The organism is Dermabacter jinjuensis, assembly GCF_902381725.1.
In the GTDB taxonomy this organism is placed as follows: domain Bacteria; phylum Actinomycetota; class Actinomycetes; order Actinomycetales; family Dermabacteraceae; genus Dermabacter; species Dermabacter hominis.
Map to the genome: position 1 here is coordinate 2,310,982 of NZ_LR698963.1, position 22,369 is coordinate 2,333,350.

Here is a 22,369-nt window from a genome sequence, read left to right on the forward strand (position 1 = left end):
TTCACTCATCGGAGTCACGGCGGATGCGCACAACTAGCGGCGCAAAAGCTCCTCAAGTTTGTTATCAGCCATCGAGAGGGCGGCACCGATGGCCATGTGCATGTCGAGGTACTGGTAGGTGCCGAGTCGACCGCCAAAGAGGGTCGAGGGCTCAGCCTCCGCACGCTCGCGGTATTCGAGGAGAGTCGATCGGTCGTCCGCCGAATTCACGGGGTAGTACGGCTCATCCTCACGGCTTGCGAACCGCGAGTATTCGCGCATGATGATGGTTTTGTCCTTCGCGTAATCACGCTCGGGGTGGAAGTGGCGTGGCTCGATGATGCGCGTGTACGGCACGGATTCATCGGCGTAGTTCATCACCGACGTTCCTTGGAAATCGCCCGTGTCGAGCGTTTCAGACTCTAGATCGATCGTGCGCCACTTGAGCTCACCAAGTTCGTAATCAAAGTAGCGGTCAACGGGTCCGGTGTAGACGACGGGGAGTTGGCCGCGCACGTCCTTTTTGTTGAACGGCTGCGACTCGTCGAAGTAATCGACGCCAAGCTTGACCTCGATGTTCGGGTGATCCGCCATGTTCTCGAGCCACGCGGTGTAGCCGTTCGTGGGCAGACCTTCATAGGTGTCGTTGAAGTAGCGGTTGTCGTACGTGTAGCGCACGGGAAGACGCTTGATGATCGACGCGGGAAGATCCTTGGGGTCCGTCTGCCACTGCTTACCCGTGTAATGCTTGATGAAGGCCTCGTACAGCGGGCGCCCAATGAGCGAAATGCCCTTGTCATTAAGGTTCTCGGGATCTTGCCCGGCAAATTCGCCCGCCTGCTCGGCGATAAGTGCGCGCGCCTCATCCGGAGTCATGGCCGCGTTGAAGAACTGGTTGATTGTGCCGAGGTTGATCGGCATGGGGTACACGATGCCCTTGTGGTTCGTGTACACACGGTGCACGTAATTCGTGAACGACGTAAACGTATTGACGTACTCCCACACGCGTGTGTTGGAGGTGTGGAAAAGGTGAGCGCCATACTTGTGCACCTCGATGCCCGTCTCAGGGTCGATCTCACTGTAGGCGTTTCCGCCAATATGCGGGCGGTTGTCGATCACGGTTACTTTTGCCCCGTGTTCGCGTGCGGCGCGGTCTGCGAGCGTAAGGCCGAAAAGGCCGGATCCGACGATGAGAAGGTCGGGTGTGCTCATGATGTGTCGTTCCCTTCGAGGTTTGCTACGTCGATCCCACAATAGCGGTCGCGCGCGCAGAATCTCGAGGGCGCACCGACTGCGCGCCGCTGGTTCGTCACATAGCGGGACTTAGCCGGTTCATGACCGCTGTGTATCTGAAAGACCGCGTTCAATGACGCGCCAATACACGCGGTCGCGCGCGAATGCGGGCACGGCGCGATACACCGCGCGTCCCACAAGATTTCTCACGGCCCTGGGCGCGCTGGTTGCCCCGCTCTTGAGCATCGACCACTGCATGTGCACATCGCTCTTAAAAAGTGCGAGGCCCCCGCGCCTGCGATAGAGGTTCGTACTCACGCGGTAATCCACGAGAGCGTCCGCAACATTGCCCATGCGAGAGCCCGTGCATAACAGGCGATGCCACAGGTCATAATCCTCCATCAGCGGAATGTCCCTGTAGCCGCCTGCCCTGCGCACGGCCTCAACTCGCATGAGAACCGTGGGATGGTGAAACGGTGAGTGATCGCGCATATAGTCCGCGATTTCTTCGTGGGTGAGGGGGCGGCGGCGAATACGCTCCTCGCCCGCCTCATCGCGGCGAGGCAAAGAGGACTCGTCGATCTCGCGCATGTTCGCGCCCACGATGTCAAGGTCCCGCTCCCGCAAAGCAGCGAGCTGCACCGCAAACCGTTCAGGATGATTCACGTCGTCAGCATCGGCTCTCGCAACGAGCGGACTTTCGCATTGCTCGAGGGCACTGTCGAGGGTGCGTGCGAGTCCGCCGTGGCTCTTATTCCTCACTACTCGTGCGCGACCGTATCTTCCTTCGAGAACGTCGGCGATGACGTCTTCCAGGGCGTCGGGAAGCGGGCCGTCGATGGCAAGCAGCAATAAGCCTGGAGCGGTGGTTTGGTCGACCGTCGCCGAGGCAATGGCTTCGCGCGCGTACGCCGGGTCGTCTCCCTCCCACAGGGGCATGAGGACGGTGAGGTCCTCCTCGATCTTCCGCACACCGTGCTTACTCACGTGAGCGCCCTTCGTGAGCGTTCGGCGGAATCGATCGAAGATTCGAGCGCGCGGATCTCGGTGGCACTCATGGGATCGGCAGCAAGAACCACGCTCGAGCGTCGTGGCGACGTGAAGAGCCCTTCACGGAGACCCTTGAGCGCGACGGGAAGGACATCCGCGCGAGTGCGTACCAGGGTCTGCATCCACCCAATCGCACTCTTGCCCCCGTAAAGAACCTTCTCGATCGGGGTGAACGAGTCGGTTTTCGTGAGGGCCCACAACCGATTGCGCACGTCGAAGTAGAACCTAGAACCAGGATTCGTCTGGGCATTCGAGAACTTCACGGTGCGGTGCTCAACCGTGCTCGACGCGACGGCGAAGCCGTGGGAGTCTCGCAGAAGCCTGCCTGTGAACTCAAAGTCATCAGACCAAATGAAATAGTCGGCAATGGGGAGTCCATGCTCCCACACGTCTTCGGCAGCAATGAGCGCCGACACGAAGCTCGCCGTGCGGATGGGACGCGCCCCGAGCTGTGCGTAACGATCGAGGTCGGCGTCACTCGTGCCGAGGCGCGTACGCGAGGAATTCATGGGGTGCGGCCTACCGTCGGTCCAGACCGCAAGCGAACTGAGAACGCTTGCGTGAACATCGAGCTTGCGCTCAACCTCGAGGAGCTTCTCGAGCGCATCGGGCGCTGGAACCGTGTCGTCGTCCATGATCCACAGGAAATCAGGACTGTGCTCAAGGAGGGCATGCGCCATGCCGGTGCAAAAGCCACCGGCACCGCCTACGTTGCGATTGAGGTGAACAACGTCGGCACCAATCGGGTGGGTGTCGGCGACGGCGCCGGAACGGTCCGTGCTTGCGTTATCGATGATGACGACGCCATCCAGCGGCCTGCTTTGCGCGTGCAGTGCATCGAGGCACTCGCCGAGGAGATCAGCGCGGTTGTACGTCACCACCACGGCAACGACTCGTCGAGAGTCCTCCTGCGTGGCATCAGGGTGTGGAACAAAACGCTCCGGAATGGGGGCTGAGTCCGCTGGGTTACTCGAGGTGCTGTTGTCCCGCACCCAGCGAACAGTCGCGGCGAGGGACTCTTCGAGCGATGACCGCGCGGGCAGAAGCGCGTCGAGCTTCTCCCGCGACATTTCGGCGCTCGGCCGCGCGTCAAGGGCGAATCGCTTGATTCGACGGGGAAGTTCGAGGCCGCTTGCACGAACCGCTTCCCCTGCCCGCCCCGCGCGCGCCATGAGGCGCCTGCCGGGAAGTGAAAGTGCGAGCGGTGCAGTTTTCGCAATCGAGCGCACGAGGGCGCGCAACTCGTGATCGTCGAGCCGAGGGGAATCTGCAACGTTGAGCACGTAGGGCTCGCCTTCGGGGACGTTCAGATTGAGAGCGGCGCGCGTCGCGCCAGCGAGGGTTCCGACGCTTGCCAGGGGGCGCGCGATGACCGTGTGCGTGAGCGAGACTGCCCCAGAGTTCACGAGCGAAGCGATCAGTCGCGAGATGCGCGCATGAGAACCGGGACCAAAAAGCTCGGCCACGCGCATCACCAGCAGGCGTCGGCCCCGCCCCGCACGCACCCACTGGCCGTAAAGACGTTCCGCCTCTGCGAAAGCGCGCCCTTCGACGGTCGTAGGGGCCTGTGGGTCAGATTCGTGCGCACTATGCCCGTCAGGCGTCTCGCCGTACACGGCGCCGCTCGAAATGAACACGAGGGTTCGCACATCCTCACGTTCGGCAGCGGCAATGAGCGAACGCGCGCCTCCCACGAGGACCGAGTTGAGCGTGCGTGCGCTCACGCTCGAGGAGTCGGGAACCCCAGCGGCATTCACAACCGTGCCGCATCCGCGAACCGCGGCGCGCAGGGCTTCGTCGTCACGAATATCGAGCACGCAATGCTTGCCATTACCGCTTGCGGGTCGAATGTCTGCCGTCACCACGGGGGTCCCGTGCTCACGAAGCTCGCGCGCGATATGGGAACCTGCAAAGCCCGCACCACCGAGAACGAGGGTGCGCGGCGGCGTTTGCCGTCGCTCTTTTTCGGACACGTCGTCTCCTCGCCTTTCGTCCAGGTTTATCGCAGAGTCTAGGCATGATCTTACGGGCAGTGAGTCCCGAGCCTGAGCACACACGCCATCACCGGGGCAGATTCACTCACTCCACCTTGGTGTCCGAGGTTTTGTTGTCATCGGTGTGTACTGTGGGAGCGCGCATGGTGCGGCTTGCCGCCCCCCACACGATTGAAGGTGAACACGATGACGGGTGACTTCCCACGCGACGCCGGCACAGGCCGCTCGCGGCCCGGCCATTCGCGCGCCCGCTCGGGCGGGTCGGCGCGACCTCTGACGCGACCATCCGCGCCGCGTCCACGAGAGTCTGGCGCTCACAGCGAGCCCACCGCCGAAACGCCTACGCGTCAAATGCCAGCTGTACGCAATGCTGCCCGGCCGGCTCCGGTGCGTCTGAATTCGAAGCCATCGGGCAGCCCAGAGCAGCACGCGCAGCATCAACTCCCCCCGATGCACCCAGCGCCCTCGGGCCCGCCTCGCAGAAGAGGCATGTCTCGAAAGCGCGGGGTTCGCCTTGCCCGCACGATCGTCCTTCTCATACTCGTTATTGCCCTCGGGTGGCCGGTTGGCCTCGGGGTATGGGCTAATTCGAAAATCGCGCACACGGACGCGCTCTCCGGAGCCGCCGATACACCGGGCGAAACCTACCTTCTTGCAGGAGCCGACATCGAACAGGGCGGAGCCCAGCGCACCGACACTCTCATGCTGCTGCACAAGGCGCCCAACGGGAAGCAATACCTCGTCTCAATTCCGCGCGACACACTCGCCGAAATTCCCGAGCACGGAACGCACAAAATCAACGCCGCCTACTCGATGGGGGGCGCTCCCCTCCTCGTCAAAACCGTTGAGAAACTCTCGGGTCTCACGATCGATCATTTTGTCGTGATCGGCTTCTCCGGAGTCGAGGACGTCGTCAATGCAATCGGCACAGTGAACCTCTGCATCGACCGCGATGTCGATGACGTGCGTTCGGGTCTCAAGATGACCAAAGGCTGCCACGACGTGGGCGGCGAGCAAGCCCTCGCGTTCGTACGCGCCCGCTATTTCGATCCCACGGCCGACATAGGCAGGCAGCAGCGCCAGCAACAGTTCGTGAGCGCTCTGATGAAACGAGCATCCTCACCTGGCGTCCTGCTCAACCCACTCACTCAGGTGAATCTCGCAAGCGCGGGAACGAAAGCCCTCGTGACCGATAACGACACCGGCCTCATTGACCTCGCCAGTGCCGCCCTCGTCATGCGCGCAGCACCCAACTCTGGAGGTGTTCTCGCCATGCCAATCGAGGACCCGAGCTTCAAAACGAAACACTCGGGTGTCGCCATCAAAGTTGACGACGAAGACGTGCACGCCTTCTTCTCATCGATTGCCGACGGCTCGGCCGAACCGAAGCCCGAAGGCTAGGGGCGCCTCACGAAGCGAGGCTCATCTTCTCTACTTAAAGAGAAGGTCCGTGACGATGTTGATCGCGTTCAGCAGCGGCTGCCCCTTCGATTTCGAATAATCCGTGTAGAGAATGTGAACCGGATATTCGGTGTACGTGAGATCGTTGCGACCGATTTCCGAGACGATCTCCGAGGCGTGCGCCATACGATTCTGCTCGATCGAGATGGACTCGCACGCGTGGCGGCTGAGCACGCGAAGACCGTTGTGAGTATCGGTGAGATGAACGCCGCTCGTGATGTTTGTGAAGACGATCGCCATCCGCAGCACGATGCGCTTGAGAAAGCCCGGCTTCGTGCGGCTATCGAGGAATCGTGAGCCGAGCACACAGTCAACCTTCTCAGCATTCATCTTCTCGATCATCGCCGCGGCATCGCTCACCTGGTGTTGCCCATCGGCGTCAAAGGTGACGATTTGCTGCATCGACGGATCCCGAAGCGCGTAGTCGATACCGGTCTTTAGCGCAGCCCCCTGCCCCATGTTGTAGGGGTGTCGCACGACTACGGCACCTGCATCCTCTGCCTCGACCGCCGAGTCATCATGCGAACCGTCATCAACACACACGACCAACGGGTACGTTTCGCGCAGTGCACGAATAACATCGCCAATTACTTTCCCCTCGTTATACAGGGGGATAACGAACCAGGTCGTGTCGGCTCCGGGGCCAAGGGTCATCAGAAAACCTCGTGAAAATTGACAATTTTTGGCGCGATTTTTGGCGCGGGTGCGCGTTACCGCCACCGCAAAGGCTACCCTAGTCGGTAGTGACAACAGCGCATAGCGCCTCGAAAAACTCAACTCCCCGAAGGGACCACGCCTCATGAAGATCGCCGTCGTGGCACTTGGAAAGATCGGATTGCCGCTCGCCGTGCAGTTCGCCGCGAGTGGACACGAAGTTGTAGGCGTCGACGTGAATGAACGTCAAGTCGCGACTATCAACGAAGCGAAAGAGCCGTTCCCGGGCGAAGAGCAGCTCGCCGAGCGCCTTGCCGAGCTTGTACCTGCTGGCAGGCTTCGCGCCACGACCGATTATGCCGATGCCATCCCGGACGCCGACGCCGTAGTGCTTGTCGCTCCCGTTTTCGTAGACGAGGAAACCTGGGAGCCGGACTTCCGCTACATGGATGCGGCTACGCGTTCGCTCGCCGAATACCTCACCCCCGGCACCGTGGTGGCGTATGAGACAACACTCCCCGTTGGCACGACCCGCACGCGCTTCGTTCCCGTGCTCGAGGAGGTTTCCGGCCTCAAGGAATCTCGAGATTTTTTCGCTGTCTATTCCCCCGAGCGTGTTCTCACGGGGCGAGTTTTTGCTGACCTCAGGAAATACCCGAAACTCATCGGTGCTCTAAGCCCCGCAGGCGCTGCAAAAGGTCGAGAGCTGTACGAGGCGGTCCTGCAATTCGACGAACGCCCCGACCTCGATCGCGCGAATGGGGTGTGGGACCTCGGCTCACCAGAAGCCGCCGAGCTCGCCAAACTCGCCGAAACAACCTACCGGGACCTCAATATTGGGTTTGCGAACGAGCTCGCGCTCTTCTGCCAGGACCACGGCATCGACGTCTACAAGGTCATCGCCGCATCGAACTCTCAGCCGTACTCACATATTCACCAGCCGGGAATTGCGGTAGGTGGCCACTGCATTCCTGTGTACCCGCGGCTCTACCTTTCCACTGACCCACATGCGGAGACTGTTCGTACGGCTCGTAAACTCAACGCCTCGGTTCCGGGCAAGCTCGTGGGCCGAGCGGAAGAAATCCTCGGCTCACTTGAAGGGCTCACAGCTGTTGTGCTCGGCGCGGCGTACCGAGCCGGTGTCAAGGAGACAGCGTTCTCAGGCGTATTCCCCACCGTTGCTGAGCTCGAGGCGCGGGGCGCCCGCGTGCGTGTTCACGACCCGTTCTATAGCGATGAAGAACTCGCTAAGTACGGTTGGGACGCGTGGCACGAGGGCGACAACGCCGATCTCGCGATCGTGCAAACGAATCACCCTGAATATCGCGGGTACACTGCCGAAACGATTCCAGGTGTACGCCTGCTCATTGATGGGCGGAACATTACCGCTGCTGAAAACTGGGTAGGCACCCCGCGCTTGGTGCTAGGCAACGGTGAGAACTCAACTCTAGGAAAGGCCTCATGACCGACATCCTCAGCTCTCCGACCGGACTCGTTCTCGACAGTCGCTCGCTAATAATCCAAATCATCCTCATTCTCGGGATTCTCGGAATCACCGCATGGCTTTTCATTAAACGTGGCGCCAAGCAGCTTGCGATCCGCCGGCTCCTCATTCTTGCATTCGCGGTATTCGCGGTTCTCGCTGTCATCTTTCCCGGCGCAGTGACCGCCCTTGCCCAGTTCGTGGGCGTCGGCCGCGGCACCGACCTCTTGCTCTACGCCACCGTTGTCGTGCTTCTCGGCTTCTTGGCTCTCCAGGAGGCGCGCACGAAGAACGCGGAAAAGCGAACGACGAAGCTGGCACGCAAAGTTGCCGTCTACGAAGCGGAACAACCTGAGGCATTCCGTAATCACGCCTTGAACGTCACGAAAGATTCATGAGCGCCTGGTGTGTGTTCGCGGGAGCAGCTGCTTGTGCACTTGCCCTAGCATTCCTCCCCGGTTTTGTATTCGCGCGCCTTCTACGGGTTCCGCGGCTTCTTGCCTTCGCGACCGGCCCGGCTCTCACCGCCGGGGTGTTTGCCTTGGGCGCGCTCGTCTGCTCACGCTTCGACGAGCAGTGGAACCTCATCAGCGCCGCATGCGTGAGCGGTGTAGCAGCCCTCGCGTTTAGTCTCCTTCGCCTCCTGCTCACACGAGAGTCATTTTTTCCCGCGCCTCGCGCGCTTGCACCCGCAACCGCCCGTTGGGTCTTTCCGACGGCTATCCTCGTGTGTGCTTTCGCGGCTGTCGGCCCTATCCTCTATACGATGCCTGGGCCTGATGCCATCCTTCAGCGCTGGGACACGCTTTACCACTTGGGCGCGATTGAGTTCATACGATCTACTGGAGACGGCTCGGTTTTCAAAGTTGGATCGCTCGGCTACACCGATGGACGCGCCGGCTTTTACCCGGCTGGCTTCCACGATATTGCAGCGCTTCTTCCGGGGGTTCCAACCCCCATCACCCTCAACGCTGCGGTCATTACGCTCGCCACCGTTCCATGGACAGTTGGGATTGCCGTTCTCGCCAGAATCTTGTGGCCTCGCGCCTCCTGGGCTCCAACGTCTGCCGCGTGCCTGGCCTTGCTGGCGCCGTCGGTTCCTCTCAACGAGTGGGTGCACTTGTCCCCCGTCGCAAACCTCGCGGGCTTCTCCTTCCTGCCGGGGGCGCTTGCAATAGCAATCGCAAGCTGGCAGACCTTGCTCAAACAGGTAAGGCACCGTAGCCTCGATATCCGCTGTGGGCTCGCAGCAGCCGTCACCACGACAACAGCGCTTATCGGTATCGCTTTCGTTCACCCCAACGCCTTTTTCGCCGCTTGCGTTCTCCTGGCTGCCGCAACTGCAGGCGATGCCATCCGCGCCTTCCGTCACGCCAACACCCGAACCTGGCATAGGACAATCGTTGCCGTCATCCCAGCCGTATGTGCAGCACCCATCGTGGCGATCATTCTTCTGCCTAATGCCTCACCGGTGACAAAGAATTTCACCGGCGGTCTCGCCGTTCCAGTGTGGCAGGGAGCCGGTGAACTCTTGACGGGGCTCCTTACTGTGTGGCCCATGGCCATTGGGGTAGGTATCTGGGTTCTCGCCTGGATCGGAGTCTTCGCATTTTTGCGACGTGGCGCGTGGTCGCCCCTCGTGTGTGCACTGGTCGTGGGCGTACTCTACTTCGATTCAGCGATCGACTCCCCGCTGAATCTCTCAACTCTCTGGTATCGAGGTCAGGATCGTTTGTCGATGGTCGTCACTCTCGTGACGGTCCTGTGCGCAGTCGCGGGTATCGAACGGGTCCGCCTATTCGCCCGGGCCCCTCAAACAACCCGCACTACCCGGATGATCACCGCGAGCGTATCTGGGGTGATCGCCCTTGCTCTCATAGCATCAAGCGTAGGCGCGCGTGCATCGTACGCGGCCCTCAATTTTGATCTCGACACACCGAACCGGAGCCGCTTCTTCGATACGGAAGAACTCGAGATGCTCAAGAGTCTCGACGGACGACTCGATCCACGCAGGAAGGTTCTCGCCAGCCCTTTCTCCGGCGGCTCCCACCTTTGGGCACTAAACGGACAGAGCGTGCATTTTCGGGTACTTGGGCAAACATACACGGAGAGCGATGCCGTGCTCATCCGTACACCAGAACTCATCGGGGACCCTCGAGATCCCGGTGCGTGCTTCCGCCTTTCTCAGGCGGGGATCGGTTACGTCTACGTTGATGCACTCTCCTATTACTACGCAAGCGGCATGGCGCCACTTACCGTCCGGCGCCTTCCGAACCTTGGGGATCCTCTGGCGTCAACAAGCCACTCGGCGCTGTACGAACTCCACTGCGAATGAGAGCCGGCGATTACAATAGTTGTGCCCTAATCGGCGAGCATGCGTGAGATACGTGCTGCGCCACGGTCCGCCGAAGATTGGAGCGAAGCATTGCCGACGGTCCACTGTCGCACATGTGCTCGATCGACCCTGTCTTGGCTGTCAATGGCCTCGATCATCGCGTTCGCGAGCGCCTCCGTGTCATAGCCCGGCGCGTAGCCGAGACCGTTGTCTCGGATGCGGATTGTTGCTGCCGAATTCTCGGCTCCGGCGTGGATGATTGGCCGCCCACACGCGCCGGCCGCATAGATTTTCGTGGGCAGCGCAAAGTCGTACCCCAATCCGGGCGTGATCGAACTCAGGCCCGCAACGGCTCCACGCATGTACTTCGCGACCACGTCTGCGGGGACCTTCGGGAAAAACTCGATTCCATCAACACTTCGCTCACGAACCATACGTTTGAGGGCCTCGAGGTTGGTGCCTTCAGAAAAGAATATGAGCCGAGCATCCATTCGCTTTTCATGGGCCTTTTCGAAAGCCTCCACGAGAATCTGAGCACCTTGCCATTCGGAGACGGTTCCCGCATACACGAAGTACGGCCCCTCTTCGCCGGCATCCGGCCCTTCCGGGGTGAAGATCTCCGTGTCGATGCCGTTTCCGATCATCTCGAGCGAGGGGCGCTTTCCGATGCGCTCCTCGATTCGTGCCCGGACGCCGTCGGAAATGGTAAGCACAACCGACGCGCGCTTCCACACGGTTTCTTCCATCCATCGGACTGCACGTTTGACAATGCGCGGGACCCCTTCGACAGACTCAGTCGCATCAGCCCACACGTCAGCCGCGTAAAAGGCATATGGCACGCCTTTGAGGCGCGCAACAAGCGCGACGACGAGGCCTGTCGTCGGAGGTGGTTCGGCGATAATACCGTCGAGGTGTCGCGTCAAAAGGAGTCGAAGGAATAGCGGGACATCGAAGCTCAGGTAAGAGACGTAGCCGCGTACAGCGCCCTGTTTATCGCGTTTGACGGGCCAGCGCACGACCCGGGTGATGCCTCGTTCTTGGCGACTCGGTTGATGGGGGACGCGAGTTGTGTACACCCGCGTGCGGATACCGGCCTTCTCAAGTGCCTTCGCTAATTGGTGGGTACGAAACGCCGCGGGAATAGGTTCTGGCACGAATGCCCGGGTTGCAAGAACGACATGCCCAGCGCTCTCGCGGTTACGCCTCCTCACGCAGCACCTCGATGACGGTACGGGCCGCATGCCCATCGCCGTAGTAAGGGGGGCGCTCGGCACGGGGCCGGGGCCGCTGGAGGGCGGCGCTAAGGTCCGACGGTTCCTTGGCCAAGACGTTCCACTGGTTTTCGAGCGTTTCTACCCACTCGGTTTCGGTGCGTAGCGTCGTTGTGGGAGTGCCGAGGAGGTATGCCTCTTTTTGGAGGCCACCAGAATCGGTCACGACGGCGCTCGCACGAGAAACCGCATTGACGAGGTCCGGGTACGGAAGCGGCTCCCCTACAAAGAGGTTGCCACCCGCGAGTGCAAGATCCTGTTCTTTTGCTCTTGCAGTAAGCCGAGGGTGGGCAAATAGCGCGATTGGAAGCGGAGCATTTTGGAGTGCAGTGATGAGACCCTTGAGTCGATCTGGATCATCTGTGTTGTCGGCACGGTGCATGGTGGCAACGGCGAACGGCGAGTTGGCGTCAATCCCCTCGGGAAGGTGAAGCGGACTGCCGTCAACTGCCTTCGCAACGCGCAGGCACACATCAGTCATGACATCGCCAACGACGCGCGTACGTGACCCGAGCCCTTCACTCTCAAGGTGCTGGCGTGCGACCTCGGTCGGCGCGAGCAGAAGGTCCGCGGCATGGTCGGTGAGCACGCGATTGTGTTCCTCTGGCATACGACGGTTGAATGAGCGTAGCCCTGCCTCGAGATGAGCGACCTTGAGGTGCATTTTTACGGCGCTCAGCGTGCCGGCAAGCGTCGAGTTTGTATCCCCGTATACGAGAGTCCAGTCGGGCTGGTGTTCCTCGAGCACGTCATCCATGGCGCTGAGCATGGCACCGGTCTGTCTTCCATGGCTGCCCGAACCTACCGCGAGGTTCAGGTCAGGCGCGGGAATTTTAAGATCGGCGAAGAACATGTCGCTCATCGCGGCGTCGTAGTGCTGGCCCGTATGAATGATGATGTGTTCGATACCCTCGTGCTTTGCTGCTTCATCGGCGATCGCGGCAAGTTTGACGAATTGCGGGCGTGCGCCGACAACGGACAGGATTTTCATTCGCGCTCCGGAATTGCATGTCGGGTGGTTCACCACGAGTTTAGCGGCCGTCCAGTGCTGTGACATGGCAAGATTGGCCGTGTTGTCTCAACCTTCACTGAGAGGGATGTGCTCGTGAATCAAAAACAACGTCTGCTCATCTTGTCCTTTTCGCCTATCGCAAGGGACGCCCGCGTGCTCAAGCAGGTGAAGGAGTTCGCTCCGCGATACGAGGTGACCACATGCGGTTATGAGGCAGCCCCCGAAGGCGTGAGTGAGCACATCCAGATTCCTTCTACTCTGGTGTCATGGAGGCTAAATCGCCCCCTCACCATGCTTCGCCAGTTTGATCGAGTGTACTGGTCACAAGAGGTTGTGGCGTGGTGCCTAAGCCGGCTCACCGGCCGCACGTTCGACTGCGTCTTAGCGAACGATGTTGAAGCCGTCCCACTCGCTCTCCGCCTGACCTCCCCCGAGAAGATCCACGCAGACCTGCACGAATATTCACCTCGCCAGAAAGAAGATCTCCGCCGATGGCGGCTGTTCGTTGCACCCTGTTTTCGTTTTCTCACGCGGCAATACGTCACGCAGGTGCCGTCTGTGACCACCGTTGGGTCGGGGCTCGCCGAGGAGTACGCGCGCGAATTCGGCATCGACGCAGATGTCGTCACTAACGCGAGCCCTTTCCATGACCTCGCGCCTACACCAGTACCCGAGGACGCCCCCCTACGCCTCGTCCATTCGGGCGCCGCGATGCCGGATCGACGTCTCGATATCATGATCGACGCGGTGGCGCGCGTACCAGAATTGAGATTCGATCTCTATCTCGCACCGAACACGCCCTCGCTCGTGAAGGATTTGCGCACGCAAGCACACGAGTTGGCACCCGAGAGAATCCGCGTCCTCGATCCCGTACCGTATACGGATCTCATTCCTACACTCAATAAGTACGACGTGGGCTTCTACTCGATCCCACCCGTGAGCTTCAACCAAAAATTCTCCCTACCGAACAAGTTCTTCGACTTCGTGCAAGCTCGGCTTGCCCTCGCCATCGGCCCCTCCGTTGAGATGACTCGTATCGTGCACGAACACGCGCTCGGACGTATTGCATCCGGATTCGATGCTGATGGACTCGCCGCTATGCTCGCGGGGCTCACTCCCGAGAATGTCCGCATGTATAAGGCAAATTCCCACACGGTAGCCAAGGAGCTTAGCGCCGAATCGCAAGTAGCTACATGGGCGGCTAGCGTCGATCGAATCGCGGGACTCTCGTGACTGCGCAGGTCACGGTCGTCATTGCTTGCCACAGCGCGGAGCGTCCACTCGACCGCGCTGTGCGAAGTGTGCTCGAGGGAAACGAACGTCACGCCCACCCACTCGTCGTTGCACACAATATTCCGCTCGAGGAGCTCTCGCTCTCAATAGCCGAAGACCTACGCCCTCGGGTGCAGATTCTCCCTCACATCGATGGCATCTCCTCGCCCACTGGGCCATTCAATGCCGGTCTCGATGCGGTCGACACGCCGTGGTGCGCCGTGATGGGATCCGATGACTGGCTCGAACCGGGGGCCGTCGAGTCCTGGCTTCGCCTTGCGAAGCGATATAAGGCGGAGGCAGTCCTCACGAACCTCGCCCTAGGGTCTCCGACGCGGACCGTACCGACCCCTCCCGCGCGTGTGCTTCACCGAGGGTTACGGCACGAGCGGACAGATCGCCTCGTCTACCGGTCGGCTCCGCTAGGCCTCTTGAGTACGGCGATGCTGGAGCGCTTAGGGCTGAGATTTATTCCCGGCCTCTCGGTTGGTGAGGACGTCGCATTTGCGACGAGGCTCGCATGCGAAGCACGCGTCGCCGTAGACCGCACGGGGCCGGCCTACGTGATAGGCGAAGATGCCGGGGATCGCGTGACCTATGTTGTTCGACCGATTCGTGAACAGCTCGCGTTTGTTCCGCCGCTCATCGCTTCGCCGTGGTTCAACCGTCTCGCACCTTCGACTCGCGCAGCGATCATCGTGAAATTTATCCGCATCCATGTATTTGGGACAGTGCACTACCGTCCCGGCGTAGAAAGCTGGAGTGGTAGTGATCGAGAAGATCTAGCTTCGCTGTGTCAAAGGCTTCTCAATGCTAGCCCATCCGCGGTTCGATCATTCTCGAGAGCCGAAGCTTCTCTTCTCGCTGCTTGTCTCGATCCAACCGTTGACGCTGCAAGCCTCGCGGAACTCTCCCGTAAGAGACGACACCACGGCACACCCGCAACTCTTGTCACGAGTCGCGTTGGCGACCTTTTCCTTCCCGATGCACCGCCCCGTTTCATTGCTGCGTCAGCCGCAACCAAGCTCACCGGCACAGTTGCCGCCGCACTACGCAGCTACAAACGGCCTTCCTGAACGCACACGCAAGTCCAAAGTCCGCTGGTGGCAAGGTGGGTCGCTAAGCTTACGGTGTGAAAAAGTTGTTCTCCATGGTTCGCGCGTTGCTTAACGCACTTCCGGCGGGGACGAAAAAGTTTATCTGGACCTTTTCGGCCATCCTTGCAGCGCTATCGTTGCTCGATATTCTCGCCCTCGGCTTACTCGCATTGCTCCTCGCCCCGATGCTGGCGGGTGAAACCGCACGCATCCCGGTGATCGGAGTGACGCTCCGATCACCGGGCGACTTTGGAATAGCGCTCGCCGTCGTGTGTACGCTGATCATCACGAAGGACCTTCTCGCCATTGCCGTGCAGCGTTTCTCGACGCGGCGTTTCGCGCAGTTTGAGCAGGATCTCGGAGCGCGGCTCCTCGACTCATTCTTTTTCGCCCCGTGGACGGAACGCCTCTCGCGAAACTCGACGGATCTCGTGCGCTCAACCGACGTCGGAGTGGCCTCAACCGTCTCAGGTGTTCTGATTCCTTTTACGCAGCTCATTGGCGAGATCTCCACGCTAGTTGCCGTGCTGCTCGTGCTTATCGTGGCGCAACCGATCATGGCGCTCACAAGCGCCGTGTACTTCGCACTTGTCGGTCTCGTTCTTTACGTGTGGATTCTTCGCAAGGCCGTCGCCGCAGGCAGGGATAACCGGAATTTTTCGACCAAAGCCGTGCGGATGGTGAGCGAGATGGTGGCTTCGCTCAAAGAAATCACTCTTCGCAACAAAACCGAAGAGGTCGAGGAAGCTGTCTTAGCCCTCCGAAGAAAGGCCTCGAGCGCACGCGCCGACCAGGTATTCCTAGGTTCCTTGCCGCGATACGTACTCGAGATCGGTCTCATTGGGGGCCTCGCCATCGCTGCGCTCATTGGCTACTCACAGGGCGGCATGACGGGCGCGATGAGCTCACTTGCCCTGTTCGGTGTCGCGGGATTCAGGCTCGTCCCCTCCCTAACTCGTTTCCAAACCATCATGGCGCAAACCGGCGCGAACATGCCGTACGCGGATCGAGTCCTCAACGAGGTTGAGGCTGGAAAGCGCTACCGCAAAGGGCATACCGAACGTCTCGGAGGGAAAGCATTGGCCCGGGACGCTGCGGTGCTTCGACTCGAGAATGTTTCCTTCACGTACCCCGGCACTTCAAGCGAAGCGGTGCGCGGCGTCTCGCTCACTGTCCCCTTTGGCCAGTCGCTTGCTCTCGTGGGTAAGTCCGGTTCCGGAAAGTCAACACTTGTGGACATCATGCTAGGGCTCATGCAGCCGTCATCGGGAGCCCTGTTCATCGACGATATTCCGATGTCTGAGGCTCTTCTATCGTGGCGTTCGCGTGTGGGCTACGTTCCCCAGCAAGTGGCACTCTTTGACTCAACGATCGCCAACAACGTTGCACTCAGCTGGAACAACGACGAGATTGATGAAGACCGTGTGCGTCGTGCACTCGAGCGTGCCCAGCTCCTGAGCGTCGTCGAAGCGCGCGACGGAGGAATTTGGGCGAGCGTCGGCGAAGGAGGCATGAGCCTTTCCGGTGGTCAACGCCAGCGACTCGGTATCGCACGGGCCCTGTATGCCGAGCCTCTCGTCCTTGTCATGGATGAAGCCACCTCAGCCCTCGACACTGCTACCGAAGCTGCCGTCACACGAGCCGTCAATGCATTGAGCGGCGAAGTTACAGTGGTGGTGGTCGCTCATCGTCTCGCCACGATTCGCGAGAGTGACCAAGTTTGTTTCATGCGTGATGGTGCTGTCGCCGCTCATGGAGCTTTTGATGAAGTTGTCGTCGCAGAACCTGAATTCGCGGAACAGGCTGCTCTCGCGGGGCTCGTTGATCTATCAGCGCTCACCAGTGGCGCCGCTTTGCACATTCAAAGCTCTTCTGCGACCATCGCCCCTTCGCCCTCGCCTAAGGACAAATCGTGACCTCGCTACCTCACGCTCGTCTCAAAGACCTCAGAGTCGCTTCCTTGGTTTACAACGATGCACATAACGATGCGCGAGTACTCAAGGCCGCGCGGAGCCTCGCCGACAATGGAGCAGAAGTAGAGATCATTGCCGTCGCGCGCGAGGCTCAAGGGCACCCCGCCGGAAAAGAGTCACGCGGGAACCATGTCGTGATCAATCGAGTACCGGCGTTCACACTCGATCAGATCGCGGGCCCGCTGGCTCCACGATTGCGAAAACGACTCGGTTTCGGAGCGCCCGGCACATCGATGCGCTCTCCAGGAAACGAGGGGCAACCTAATAGAACGCCCGCACGAGCGGAATCCACACGCACCCAAAAGAAGAGTCCCGCATCGCAGGCTTCTCAAGCACTCCTCCGCTTTGCCCGCAAAGCCGCTGTGTCCGCGTGGGGGCCGGTGTCTCTCACGTATTACTGGGCAGGAGCTACCCGGACGCTCCTGAGCGAAGACAACGACGTAGTTCTCGCGAACGACGCCAATACACTCGTTCCAGCGCTCATCCTTCACGCTCTCAAGGGCACGAACTTTGTGTATGACTCCCATGAGCTTTGGCGCCGCAGGAACGTTCCCAAGCGTCGCATCGCGCCATATGTTGAGGCCGCAATTGAGCGGGTCGGGATTACACGTGCCAGTCGTGTCACGACAGTCTCCCCCTCAATCGCCGCATGGCTCAAACGCGCCTACAACCTCGATGAGCTTCCCGCTCTCGTGCGCAATATCCCCTCTAAGGCGCCTGTCCCCGATCGTTCCGAAGGGCGCCTGCACGATCTCGCCGGCCTCCCACCGGATGTTCCGATCATTTCGTACGGCGGGGGTATCACTACCTCACGTGGGATCGAGGAGACGATCGACGCGCTTGCACTCATGGATCCGAGCGTTCACCTAGTGATGCTCGGATACGGATCTGAGGACTACATTGAGTCGCTTCACCAGCGCGCGAAGAGGCGAGGTATCGAGCATCGTATCCATGTTGTGGGCCCCGTCGCTCCCGACGAAGTGACCTCAGCCCTTGCCGATGGAGACGTCGCCGTAGTGCATATCCGCCCCACGTGCTTGAGCTACCGCTTCGCGTTGCCGAATAAACTGTTTGAGTCGATCCGCGCAGGTCTACCGGTTGTCGCTGCTGACTTGCCCGATCTCGCCGCAATCATCCGCGAGTTGGGTGTCGGACGCACAGTCGCGCTAGAAGACCCCAGCAGTCTCGCGGATGCTCTCACCACCGTTCTGCGAGACGGCGACGCATTCCGGGCTGCAGCGCGCGAAACAGCGCCAATCCTCACATGGGAACGCGAAGTCGAGGCTCTCATTGAGGGGATTCAGGAGGCAGCTCAATGATCGTCACTGCGGTAACCACCTGGTTCCCCACCCGGCAAAGCCCTAGCCGAGGCGCATTCGTGGTGCGCGATCTCCACGCGATCCAGAAGCATGCCGATGTTCGCCTCATCCATCTGGTTCCCCCCCATGATGACGACGGGACCCGCCGACTCGTGCATGAAGGCATCGAAGTTCTCCGGATTCCCTTCTCCCCCTCGCATCCGCACGGTTGGTTGCGCGCGATCCGCGTACTCAACCGCGCTCTTTCCGGGAGCGATGTCGTCCATTCCATGGCTTTTTCTTCACTCCTTGCGCTTGCACCCGCTCGCCTCGAAATGCCATGGCTCCACACGGAACATTGGTCAGCCCTCACGACTCCGGATACCCTCCCCGGACCGATCCGTTCTGGTTTACCGATTCTGACGCAACTCCTCCGACTTCCCGATCGCGTAAGCGCAGTGTGCAACTTCCTCGCGCGCCCTATTCGCGACGTACGCCGTGACCGCCCTGTCGATGTCGTTCCATGCATTGTTGAGCCCGGGAACCTTGTACCGCGACGCTCACGACGAGACGGTGCCTTGCGACTCATCTCCACGGGTGGCCTCATCGAACGGAAAGACCCCCTCATCGCGGTCGACACTGTCGCACATCTCGTAGATGCTGGCTATGACGTGACGCTCGAATGGCTCGGCGACGGGCCGTTAAAGGAGGCCACACGCGCGCACGCTGTCGACCTCGGGGTGAGCGAACGGGTGATCCTTGCGGGGTCCCAACCGTCACACAAAGTACGCGAACGACTTGGAGCCGCCGATCTCTTCTTTGGCCCCACTCGCGCGGATAACTTCTTCGTTTCAGCGGCCGAGGCACTCATTGCTGGTCGCCCCGTTGTTGTTGGAGCCACCGGCGGGCAGGGCGAGTACATAGATCCGGGTGTCGGCGCGCTCGTTCCTCGTCAAGATCCCGCCGCTTACGCAAGTGCGATACTCGATGTTGATGCCCGAACACGCGCATTGTCGAGTGACGAGATCGCGAGCGTGATCGGCGATCGTTTCAGTAGTGAGCGCGTGGGACGCGAATACGCGAACCTTTATGAACAGCTTCTCGCCAATCAGTGAGGTTTCACGGCTGATAGCAAGGAAGCTCGAGCGAGTAGAGACGGTAGCCGTTCTCCTCAGCTACGAGGTGTAGGTAGCGTTCTGGAATTGACGAGATTCCTTCATATGCTCTCGAAGCCCGAGCGTTCACGCGCGATCCGGGAAATTCAGATTCATCGAGGTACACGTGGGTGACGCCCTCGCGGAGCATCGACGTACACACGGCCTCGCTCGGCGATAGCTGAGAGGCATAGCGGCCAATGCGGCGTTGATCGAGAGTCTGCGGAGGCGCAAGTGAAGGGTACACAACCTTGCGCCCTCCAAGCGAGTAGAAAAGCGTCGTCCCGTCGAGAGGCGAGCCGAGTACGACCACTTCCTCGGGAAGTTTGGCCGCTTCGCGTTCGATGAAAGCGCGCTCTTGCGCGGTGACATAGGGATAAAGCTGCTCTCCCCAGGCCGTGTATGCGAGGCTCGCTGTTCGCGGGAGCCTGTGCGGAAGGAGTGCGCCGGTGAGGCCTAAGCCTCCGACCGTGAGAGCAACAATGAGTACGATAGACAGGCTTGCGACCTGAGCTCCTCCCCTCTTGAAGGGCTCCGCGGCCAGGGCACGGAGGAAAAACGCTGCACCGACACCGGCCAGCGCAACGATTCCGATTTCCCACAGACCGTGGACCCTCTCTCGAGCGCCATACCAGGGCGCGGCGAGCATCGCGAAATGCCCCTCGGTCTCTTGGCACGCGAATGTCAGCACCGCTGAAGCACAGAGGAGTATCGCGGCCCCGGTTGCCGTCTCCCTCGCCTTGCGCCAAGGCCCACCAGTGATCAACCCGGTGAAGGCAAGCGCATAGAGCCCGACCAATCCAAAAATTGCGAAGGGCATAGCCCGGACCCTCGGGCGATCGACGACGAGGGTAAGTATCGTCGTCGCAGTTGTGTGGGGGGCCTGCTTAGTGAGATTCATGTCGCCGAAGACCAAGGAGACCGTAAAGACATACCCCACGCCTATACCTATCAGGAGCACAAGCACGAGCCAGGCTCGGCGCTTATGCATACCAGTGAGTATTGACCTAAGAGCCCATGCGACGAGCGCCGCCCATAGGGCCACGAGATAACTGATGAAAGCCGAGGGGTGAGCCGCGAAGACCCCGGCTGGGACGAGAAAGCGAAGCGCACCTGCGCGTGAGTCAGCAAGGGCCGCTACGGCCGTGGGAAGGAGACTGACACCCAGGAGAAAAGGCCAAAGAGCGATGACAAGGCCGATCATCGCTGGCGAGGAAAACCCGAGCGTCGCTAGCCCAATCGAGGCGGCTAGAATCCATTGCGACCAGCGCTCCTTCGCAGATGCAGGCTCACCCCCGACTCGTTCGATTACGACGAGGGCGACGCCGAAAGACGTCACAGGAATGAGCGTAAGAACCGCGAGCAACACTGAATTTGCTGACATCACCGGGTCGAACGGCATGAGTGCCGCAAGCGCATCAAATGTCGTTGGATAAAACTCACTCGCCCCTCCATACATATCCCGCATCGCAGTCCACGCAAAGGCGTCACCGTTGTCACGGATCATTGCGATCGCCGAGTAATGATAAAAGGCGTCATAGGCACCGTTGAGATTGCGGATACCTCCCATTGCCCCGAGAGCGCCGTAGCCGATCGCTAGCGCGCTCACGATGAGGACTCCAAGTCCTACTGCGATGGGAGCTTCGCGATGAGTCGCGCGGGTGTCGGATCTATGCTCGCCGGAGTGCTTCTTCAACGCCCAAGCGCGCACGCCCCACGTGCCAAGCGCGCTCACGCACGCACACGCGCCAAAAAACCATAAAGCCCAGCGTATTCCTGTGAGAGCTCCCACCGCACTCGCGATGAACATGAGGAGCGCTGTGAGCGCTGGAGCATACACCATGGAGCGGGCTCCGAGCACCCCGAGTGCGCGCACGATAGACCAGCCCGGGACTAGGAGAACTGCGAGTGCAAACGCGAGCGCGAGCACCTCTTGCATGGCGAAGTCCTCTCAGATGGCGGGGAACAAAATGGGGAAGACGGGGATCAGGAACTGTAAGCGCTACCTGTGAGCATATCCGCGTATGCTCTTGCGATCTTTCCCCCGCCCCGTGACTCGCGAATCCATTGCCTCACCGACGACGCACGCGATTGGTACAACTCAGAGTCCGCAAGGAGCCCACAGATCTTCTGCGCTGCCTCCTGCGGACTCTCAACAACCCATTCTTCGGGATAAACGCTTCGTGCCCCGCCAAACGCTCGCGCCTCGGGCCAGTCTCTTACGATGGGAATTGCGCCTGATGCAGCCCCCTCGGCGACAGCCTCGTGAGTTCCCTCATGTCGTGACGCAGAAAGAACAAACCCCGCACGCCTAAAGACGCTGGGCATATCGTCACGCTGCCCAAGCAGCTCCACGGTTCCCGCATCGCGCAGGCCCTGGGCAACAATGCTTTCCCAGTCACGAGGCGCCTCCCCCGCTAACAGCAATCGAAACTCGGGTTGCGAGCGCAGCACTTCACGGAGAACTTCAAGTGCCCATGAAGGGTCTTTGACGGGTCGATTCCATCCCACCAATATCGCCGTTCTGTGCGCATCCTCAAGCTTGGGGAGGGTAAACCTATCCGTGTCCAAGGCGTTCGTGATGACACTCGTGCGGCTCGCCTCTAGGTCGGGGCGCAATTTCAGCAGAAGATTGCGCACGTGGTCAGCGACGAAGACCGTGTGGGTCAAGCGAGAAAAATCAATGAGCAACGGAAATGCGGTAAACGCCTCGAAACGGTGGAAACGGCCATAAACCGGGAGCTCGCCAAAGTCGGTTATCGACGCCCATACCAGAGCATGATGTCCCCATTCCACAAAAATCGCCTCGGCCCACTCGACGTCGGTACGCATCGACTCGGGCAGCGGGCGCGTCACTCCCGCAAGACGCGCCCGGATAAGTGAGTGCATTCGAAGGTCGTCAGCCTCTACATGCTCGGCAAGATCAACCCTCCGGCATTCGGCTATCCCGCGCTCTTCCAGCAGGGCGATCACCCGATCGACAAACGTAAACGACCGATGCGCGACGACCAGGAGACGTACAGGACGACCGGGAGGTGCTTGAGAACTCGTTCCACTTGAGTACAAGTTTTCCGACGGTTCCCCGAGCCGTCGGACTGCTTTC

Annotated in this window: 18 protein-coding genes; 9 read left to right on the forward strand and 9 right to left on the reverse strand. The window is 60.4% G+C overall.

The features are described 5' to 3' along the window. Positions 1-33: 33 nt before the first annotated feature. From glf to FXY94_RS10425, 3 genes are all read right to left on the reverse strand, one after another. On the reverse strand, positions 34-1,191 hold the full coding sequence (gene glf / locus FXY94_RS10415) for a UDP-galactopyranose mutase (protein WP_016665013.1): 1,158 nt from the start codon (positions 1,189-1,191) through the stop codon (positions 34-36). A gap of 120 nt (positions 1,192-1,311) precedes the next feature. Further along, positions 1,312-2,199, reverse strand: coding sequence for a glycosyltransferase (locus FXY94_RS10420; protein WP_016665014.1), 888 nt, complete (start codon positions 2,197-2,199; stop codon positions 1,312-1,314). After that, on the reverse strand, positions 2,196-4,235 hold the full coding sequence (locus FXY94_RS10425) for an NAD-dependent epimerase/dehydratase family protein (protein ID WP_016665015.1): 2,040 nt from the start codon (positions 4,233-4,235) through the stop codon (positions 2,196-2,198). Before FXY94_RS10425 ends, FXY94_RS10420 begins: the two co-directional genes overlap by 4 nt. 510 nt (positions 4,236-4,745) lie before the next feature. Between FXY94_RS10425 and FXY94_RS10430 the strand changes: the two genes are divergently transcribed. Further along, the gene (locus FXY94_RS10430; RefSeq protein ID WP_016665016.1) at positions 4,746-5,657 is read left to right on the forward strand and encodes an LCP family protein; all 912 of its coding nucleotides are present in this window, start codon (positions 4,746-4,748) and stop codon (positions 5,655-5,657) included. A gap of 30 nt (positions 5,658-5,687) precedes the next feature. Here the strand turns inward: FXY94_RS10430 and FXY94_RS10435 are convergent, their stop codons facing one another. Then, a complete protein-coding gene (locus FXY94_RS10435; protein ID WP_016665017.1) occupies positions 5,688-6,371 on the reverse strand; it encodes a glycosyltransferase family 2 protein in 684 nt (227 codons plus the stop codon). A gap of 145 nt (positions 6,372-6,516) precedes the next feature. Here FXY94_RS10435 and FXY94_RS10440 point away from each other — a divergent pair, with 145 nt between their 5' ends. From FXY94_RS10440 to FXY94_RS10450, 3 genes are read left to right on the forward strand one after another with little or no spacing between them, the layout of a single operon-like run. Then, positions 6,517-7,836 carry a nucleotide sugar dehydrogenase gene (locus tag FXY94_RS10440; protein ID WP_016665018.1) on the forward strand — a complete coding sequence of 440 codons (1,320 nt, stop codon included), beginning with the start codon at positions 6,517-6,519 and terminating at the stop codon, positions 7,834-7,836. Further along, positions 7,833-8,252: a DUF2304 domain-containing protein gene (locus tag FXY94_RS10445; protein WP_016665019.1), complete on the forward strand. Its 420-nt coding sequence runs from the start codon at positions 7,833-7,835 to the stop codon at positions 8,250-8,252. Before FXY94_RS10440 ends, FXY94_RS10445 begins: the two co-directional genes overlap by 4 nt. Continuing rightward, entirely contained in the window at positions 8,249-10,189 is a 1,941-nt protein-coding gene (locus tag FXY94_RS10450; protein ID WP_016665020.1) for a DUF6541 family protein, read from the forward strand. Before FXY94_RS10445 ends, FXY94_RS10450 begins: the two co-directional genes overlap by 4 nt. Before the next feature lie 26 nt (positions 10,190-10,215). Here the strand turns inward: FXY94_RS10450 and FXY94_RS10455 are convergent, their stop codons facing one another. Together FXY94_RS10455 and wecB are read right to left on the reverse strand one after the other, a co-directional pair. Continuing rightward, a complete protein-coding gene (locus FXY94_RS10455; RefSeq protein ID WP_016665021.1) occupies positions 10,216-11,400 on the reverse strand; it encodes a glycosyltransferase family 4 protein in 1,185 nt (394 codons plus the stop codon). Further along, on the reverse strand, positions 11,387-12,451 hold the full coding sequence (wecB, locus tag FXY94_RS10460; protein ID WP_016665022.1) for a non-hydrolyzing UDP-N-acetylglucosamine 2-epimerase: 1,065 nt from the start codon (positions 12,449-12,451) through the stop codon (positions 11,387-11,389). Before wecB ends, FXY94_RS10455 begins: the two co-directional genes overlap by 14 nt. A 579-nt stretch (positions 12,452-13,030) precedes the next feature. On the opposite strand from wecB, the gene FXY94_RS11060 reads away from it, so the two are divergent. The 4 genes from FXY94_RS11060 to FXY94_RS10480 all read left to right on the forward strand — a co-directional run bounded on the left by FXY94_RS11060 (position 13,031) and on the right by FXY94_RS10480 (position 18,133). Beyond that, positions 13,031-13,705 (forward strand): glycosyltransferase family protein, encoded by a 675-nt coding sequence (locus tag FXY94_RS11060; protein ID WP_232049709.1) that lies wholly within the window; start codon positions 13,031-13,033, stop codon positions 13,703-13,705. Continuing rightward, the gene (locus tag FXY94_RS10470) at positions 13,702-14,820 is read left to right on the forward strand and encodes a glycosyltransferase (protein WP_016665024.1); all 1,119 of its coding nucleotides are present in this window, start codon (positions 13,702-13,704) and stop codon (positions 14,818-14,820) included. The genes FXY94_RS11060 and FXY94_RS10470 overlap by 4 nt, the downstream gene beginning before the upstream one ends. 74 nt (positions 14,821-14,894) lie before the next feature. Beyond that, positions 14,895-16,757, forward strand: a complete 1,863-nt coding sequence (locus tag FXY94_RS10475; RefSeq protein WP_016665025.1) for an ABC transporter ATP-binding protein — start codon at positions 14,895-14,897, stop codon at positions 16,755-16,757. Then, positions 16,754-18,133, forward strand: coding sequence for a glycosyltransferase (locus tag FXY94_RS10480; RefSeq protein ID WP_016665026.1), 1,380 nt, complete (start codon positions 16,754-16,756; stop codon positions 18,131-18,133). The genes FXY94_RS10475 and FXY94_RS10480 overlap by 4 nt, the downstream gene beginning before the upstream one ends. On the opposite strand, the gene FXY94_RS11065 is transcribed toward FXY94_RS10480, so the two are convergent. Next, positions 18,127-18,399: a hypothetical protein gene (locus tag FXY94_RS11065; protein ID WP_232049710.1), complete on the reverse strand. Its 273-nt coding sequence runs from the start codon at positions 18,397-18,399 to the stop codon at positions 18,127-18,129. The two genes, FXY94_RS10480 and FXY94_RS11065, sit on opposite strands and share 7 nt — an antisense overlap. Here FXY94_RS11065 and FXY94_RS11180 point away from each other — a divergent pair. Next, complete coding sequence (locus tag FXY94_RS11180; protein WP_332067306.1) at positions 18,286-19,227, forward strand: glycosyltransferase; 942 nt, start codon at positions 18,286-18,288, stop codon at positions 19,225-19,227. The genes FXY94_RS11065 and FXY94_RS11180 overlap by 114 nt on opposite strands. Before the next feature lie 4 nt (positions 19,228-19,231). On the opposite strand, the gene FXY94_RS10490 is transcribed toward FXY94_RS11180, so the two are convergent. Both FXY94_RS10490 and FXY94_RS10495 read right to left on the reverse strand, forming a co-directional pair. Then, the gene (locus FXY94_RS10490) at positions 19,232-21,205 is read right to left on the reverse strand and encodes a DUF6541 family protein (protein ID WP_016665028.1); all 1,974 of its coding nucleotides are present in this window, start codon (positions 21,203-21,205) and stop codon (positions 19,232-19,234) included. A gap of 47 nt (positions 21,206-21,252) precedes the next feature. Continuing rightward, positions 21,253-22,155, reverse strand: coding sequence for a glycosyltransferase family 4 protein (locus FXY94_RS10495; protein ID WP_141740672.1), 903 nt, complete (start codon positions 22,153-22,155; stop codon positions 21,253-21,255). Positions 22,156-22,369: the final 214 nt, after the last annotated feature.

Excerpts from the sequence above, each read along its gene's own strand:
- FXY94_RS10475 (WP_016665025.1), top strand. The coding sequence starts at position 14,895 with ATGGTTCGCGCGTTGCTTAACGCACTTCCGGCGGGGACGAAAAAGTTT.
- FXY94_RS10450 (WP_016665020.1), top strand. The coding sequence starts at position 8,249 with ATGAGCGCCTGGTGTGTGTTCGCGGGAGCAGCTGCTTGTGCACTTGCC.
- wecB (WP_016665022.1), bottom strand. The coding sequence starts at position 12,451 with ATGAAAATCCTGTCCGTTGTCGGCGCACGCCCGCAATTCGTCAAACTT.
- FXY94_RS10440 (WP_016665018.1), top strand. The coding sequence starts at position 6,517 with ATGAAGATCGCCGTCGTGGCACTTGGAAAGATCGGATTGCCGCTCGCC.
- FXY94_RS10495 (WP_141740672.1), bottom strand. The coding sequence starts at position 22,155 with ATGCACTCACTTATCCGGGCGCGTCTTGCGGGAGTGACGCGCCCGCTG.
- FXY94_RS10490 (WP_016665028.1), bottom strand. The coding sequence starts at position 21,205 with ATGCAAGAGGTGCTCGCGCTCGCGTTTGCACTCGCAGTTCTCCTAGTC.
- FXY94_RS10435 (WP_016665017.1), bottom strand. The coding sequence starts at position 6,371 with ATGACCCTTGGCCCCGGAGCCGACACGACCTGGTTCGTTATCCCCCTG.
- FXY94_RS10445 (WP_016665019.1), top strand. The coding sequence starts at position 7,833 with ATGACCGACATCCTCAGCTCTCCGACCGGACTCGTTCTCGACAGTCGC.
- glf (WP_016665013.1), bottom strand. The coding sequence starts at position 1,191 with ATGAGCACACCCGACCTTCTCATCGTCGGATCCGGCCTTTTCGGCCTT.
- FXY94_RS11065 (WP_232049710.1), bottom strand. The coding sequence starts at position 18,399 with ATGGACGACATCGCTCCCGGAAAGAGCGCGGTTGAGTACGCGGATCGC.
- FXY94_RS10430 (WP_016665016.1), top strand. The coding sequence starts at position 4,746 with ATGTCTCGAAAGCGCGGGGTTCGCCTTGCCCGCACGATCGTCCTTCTC.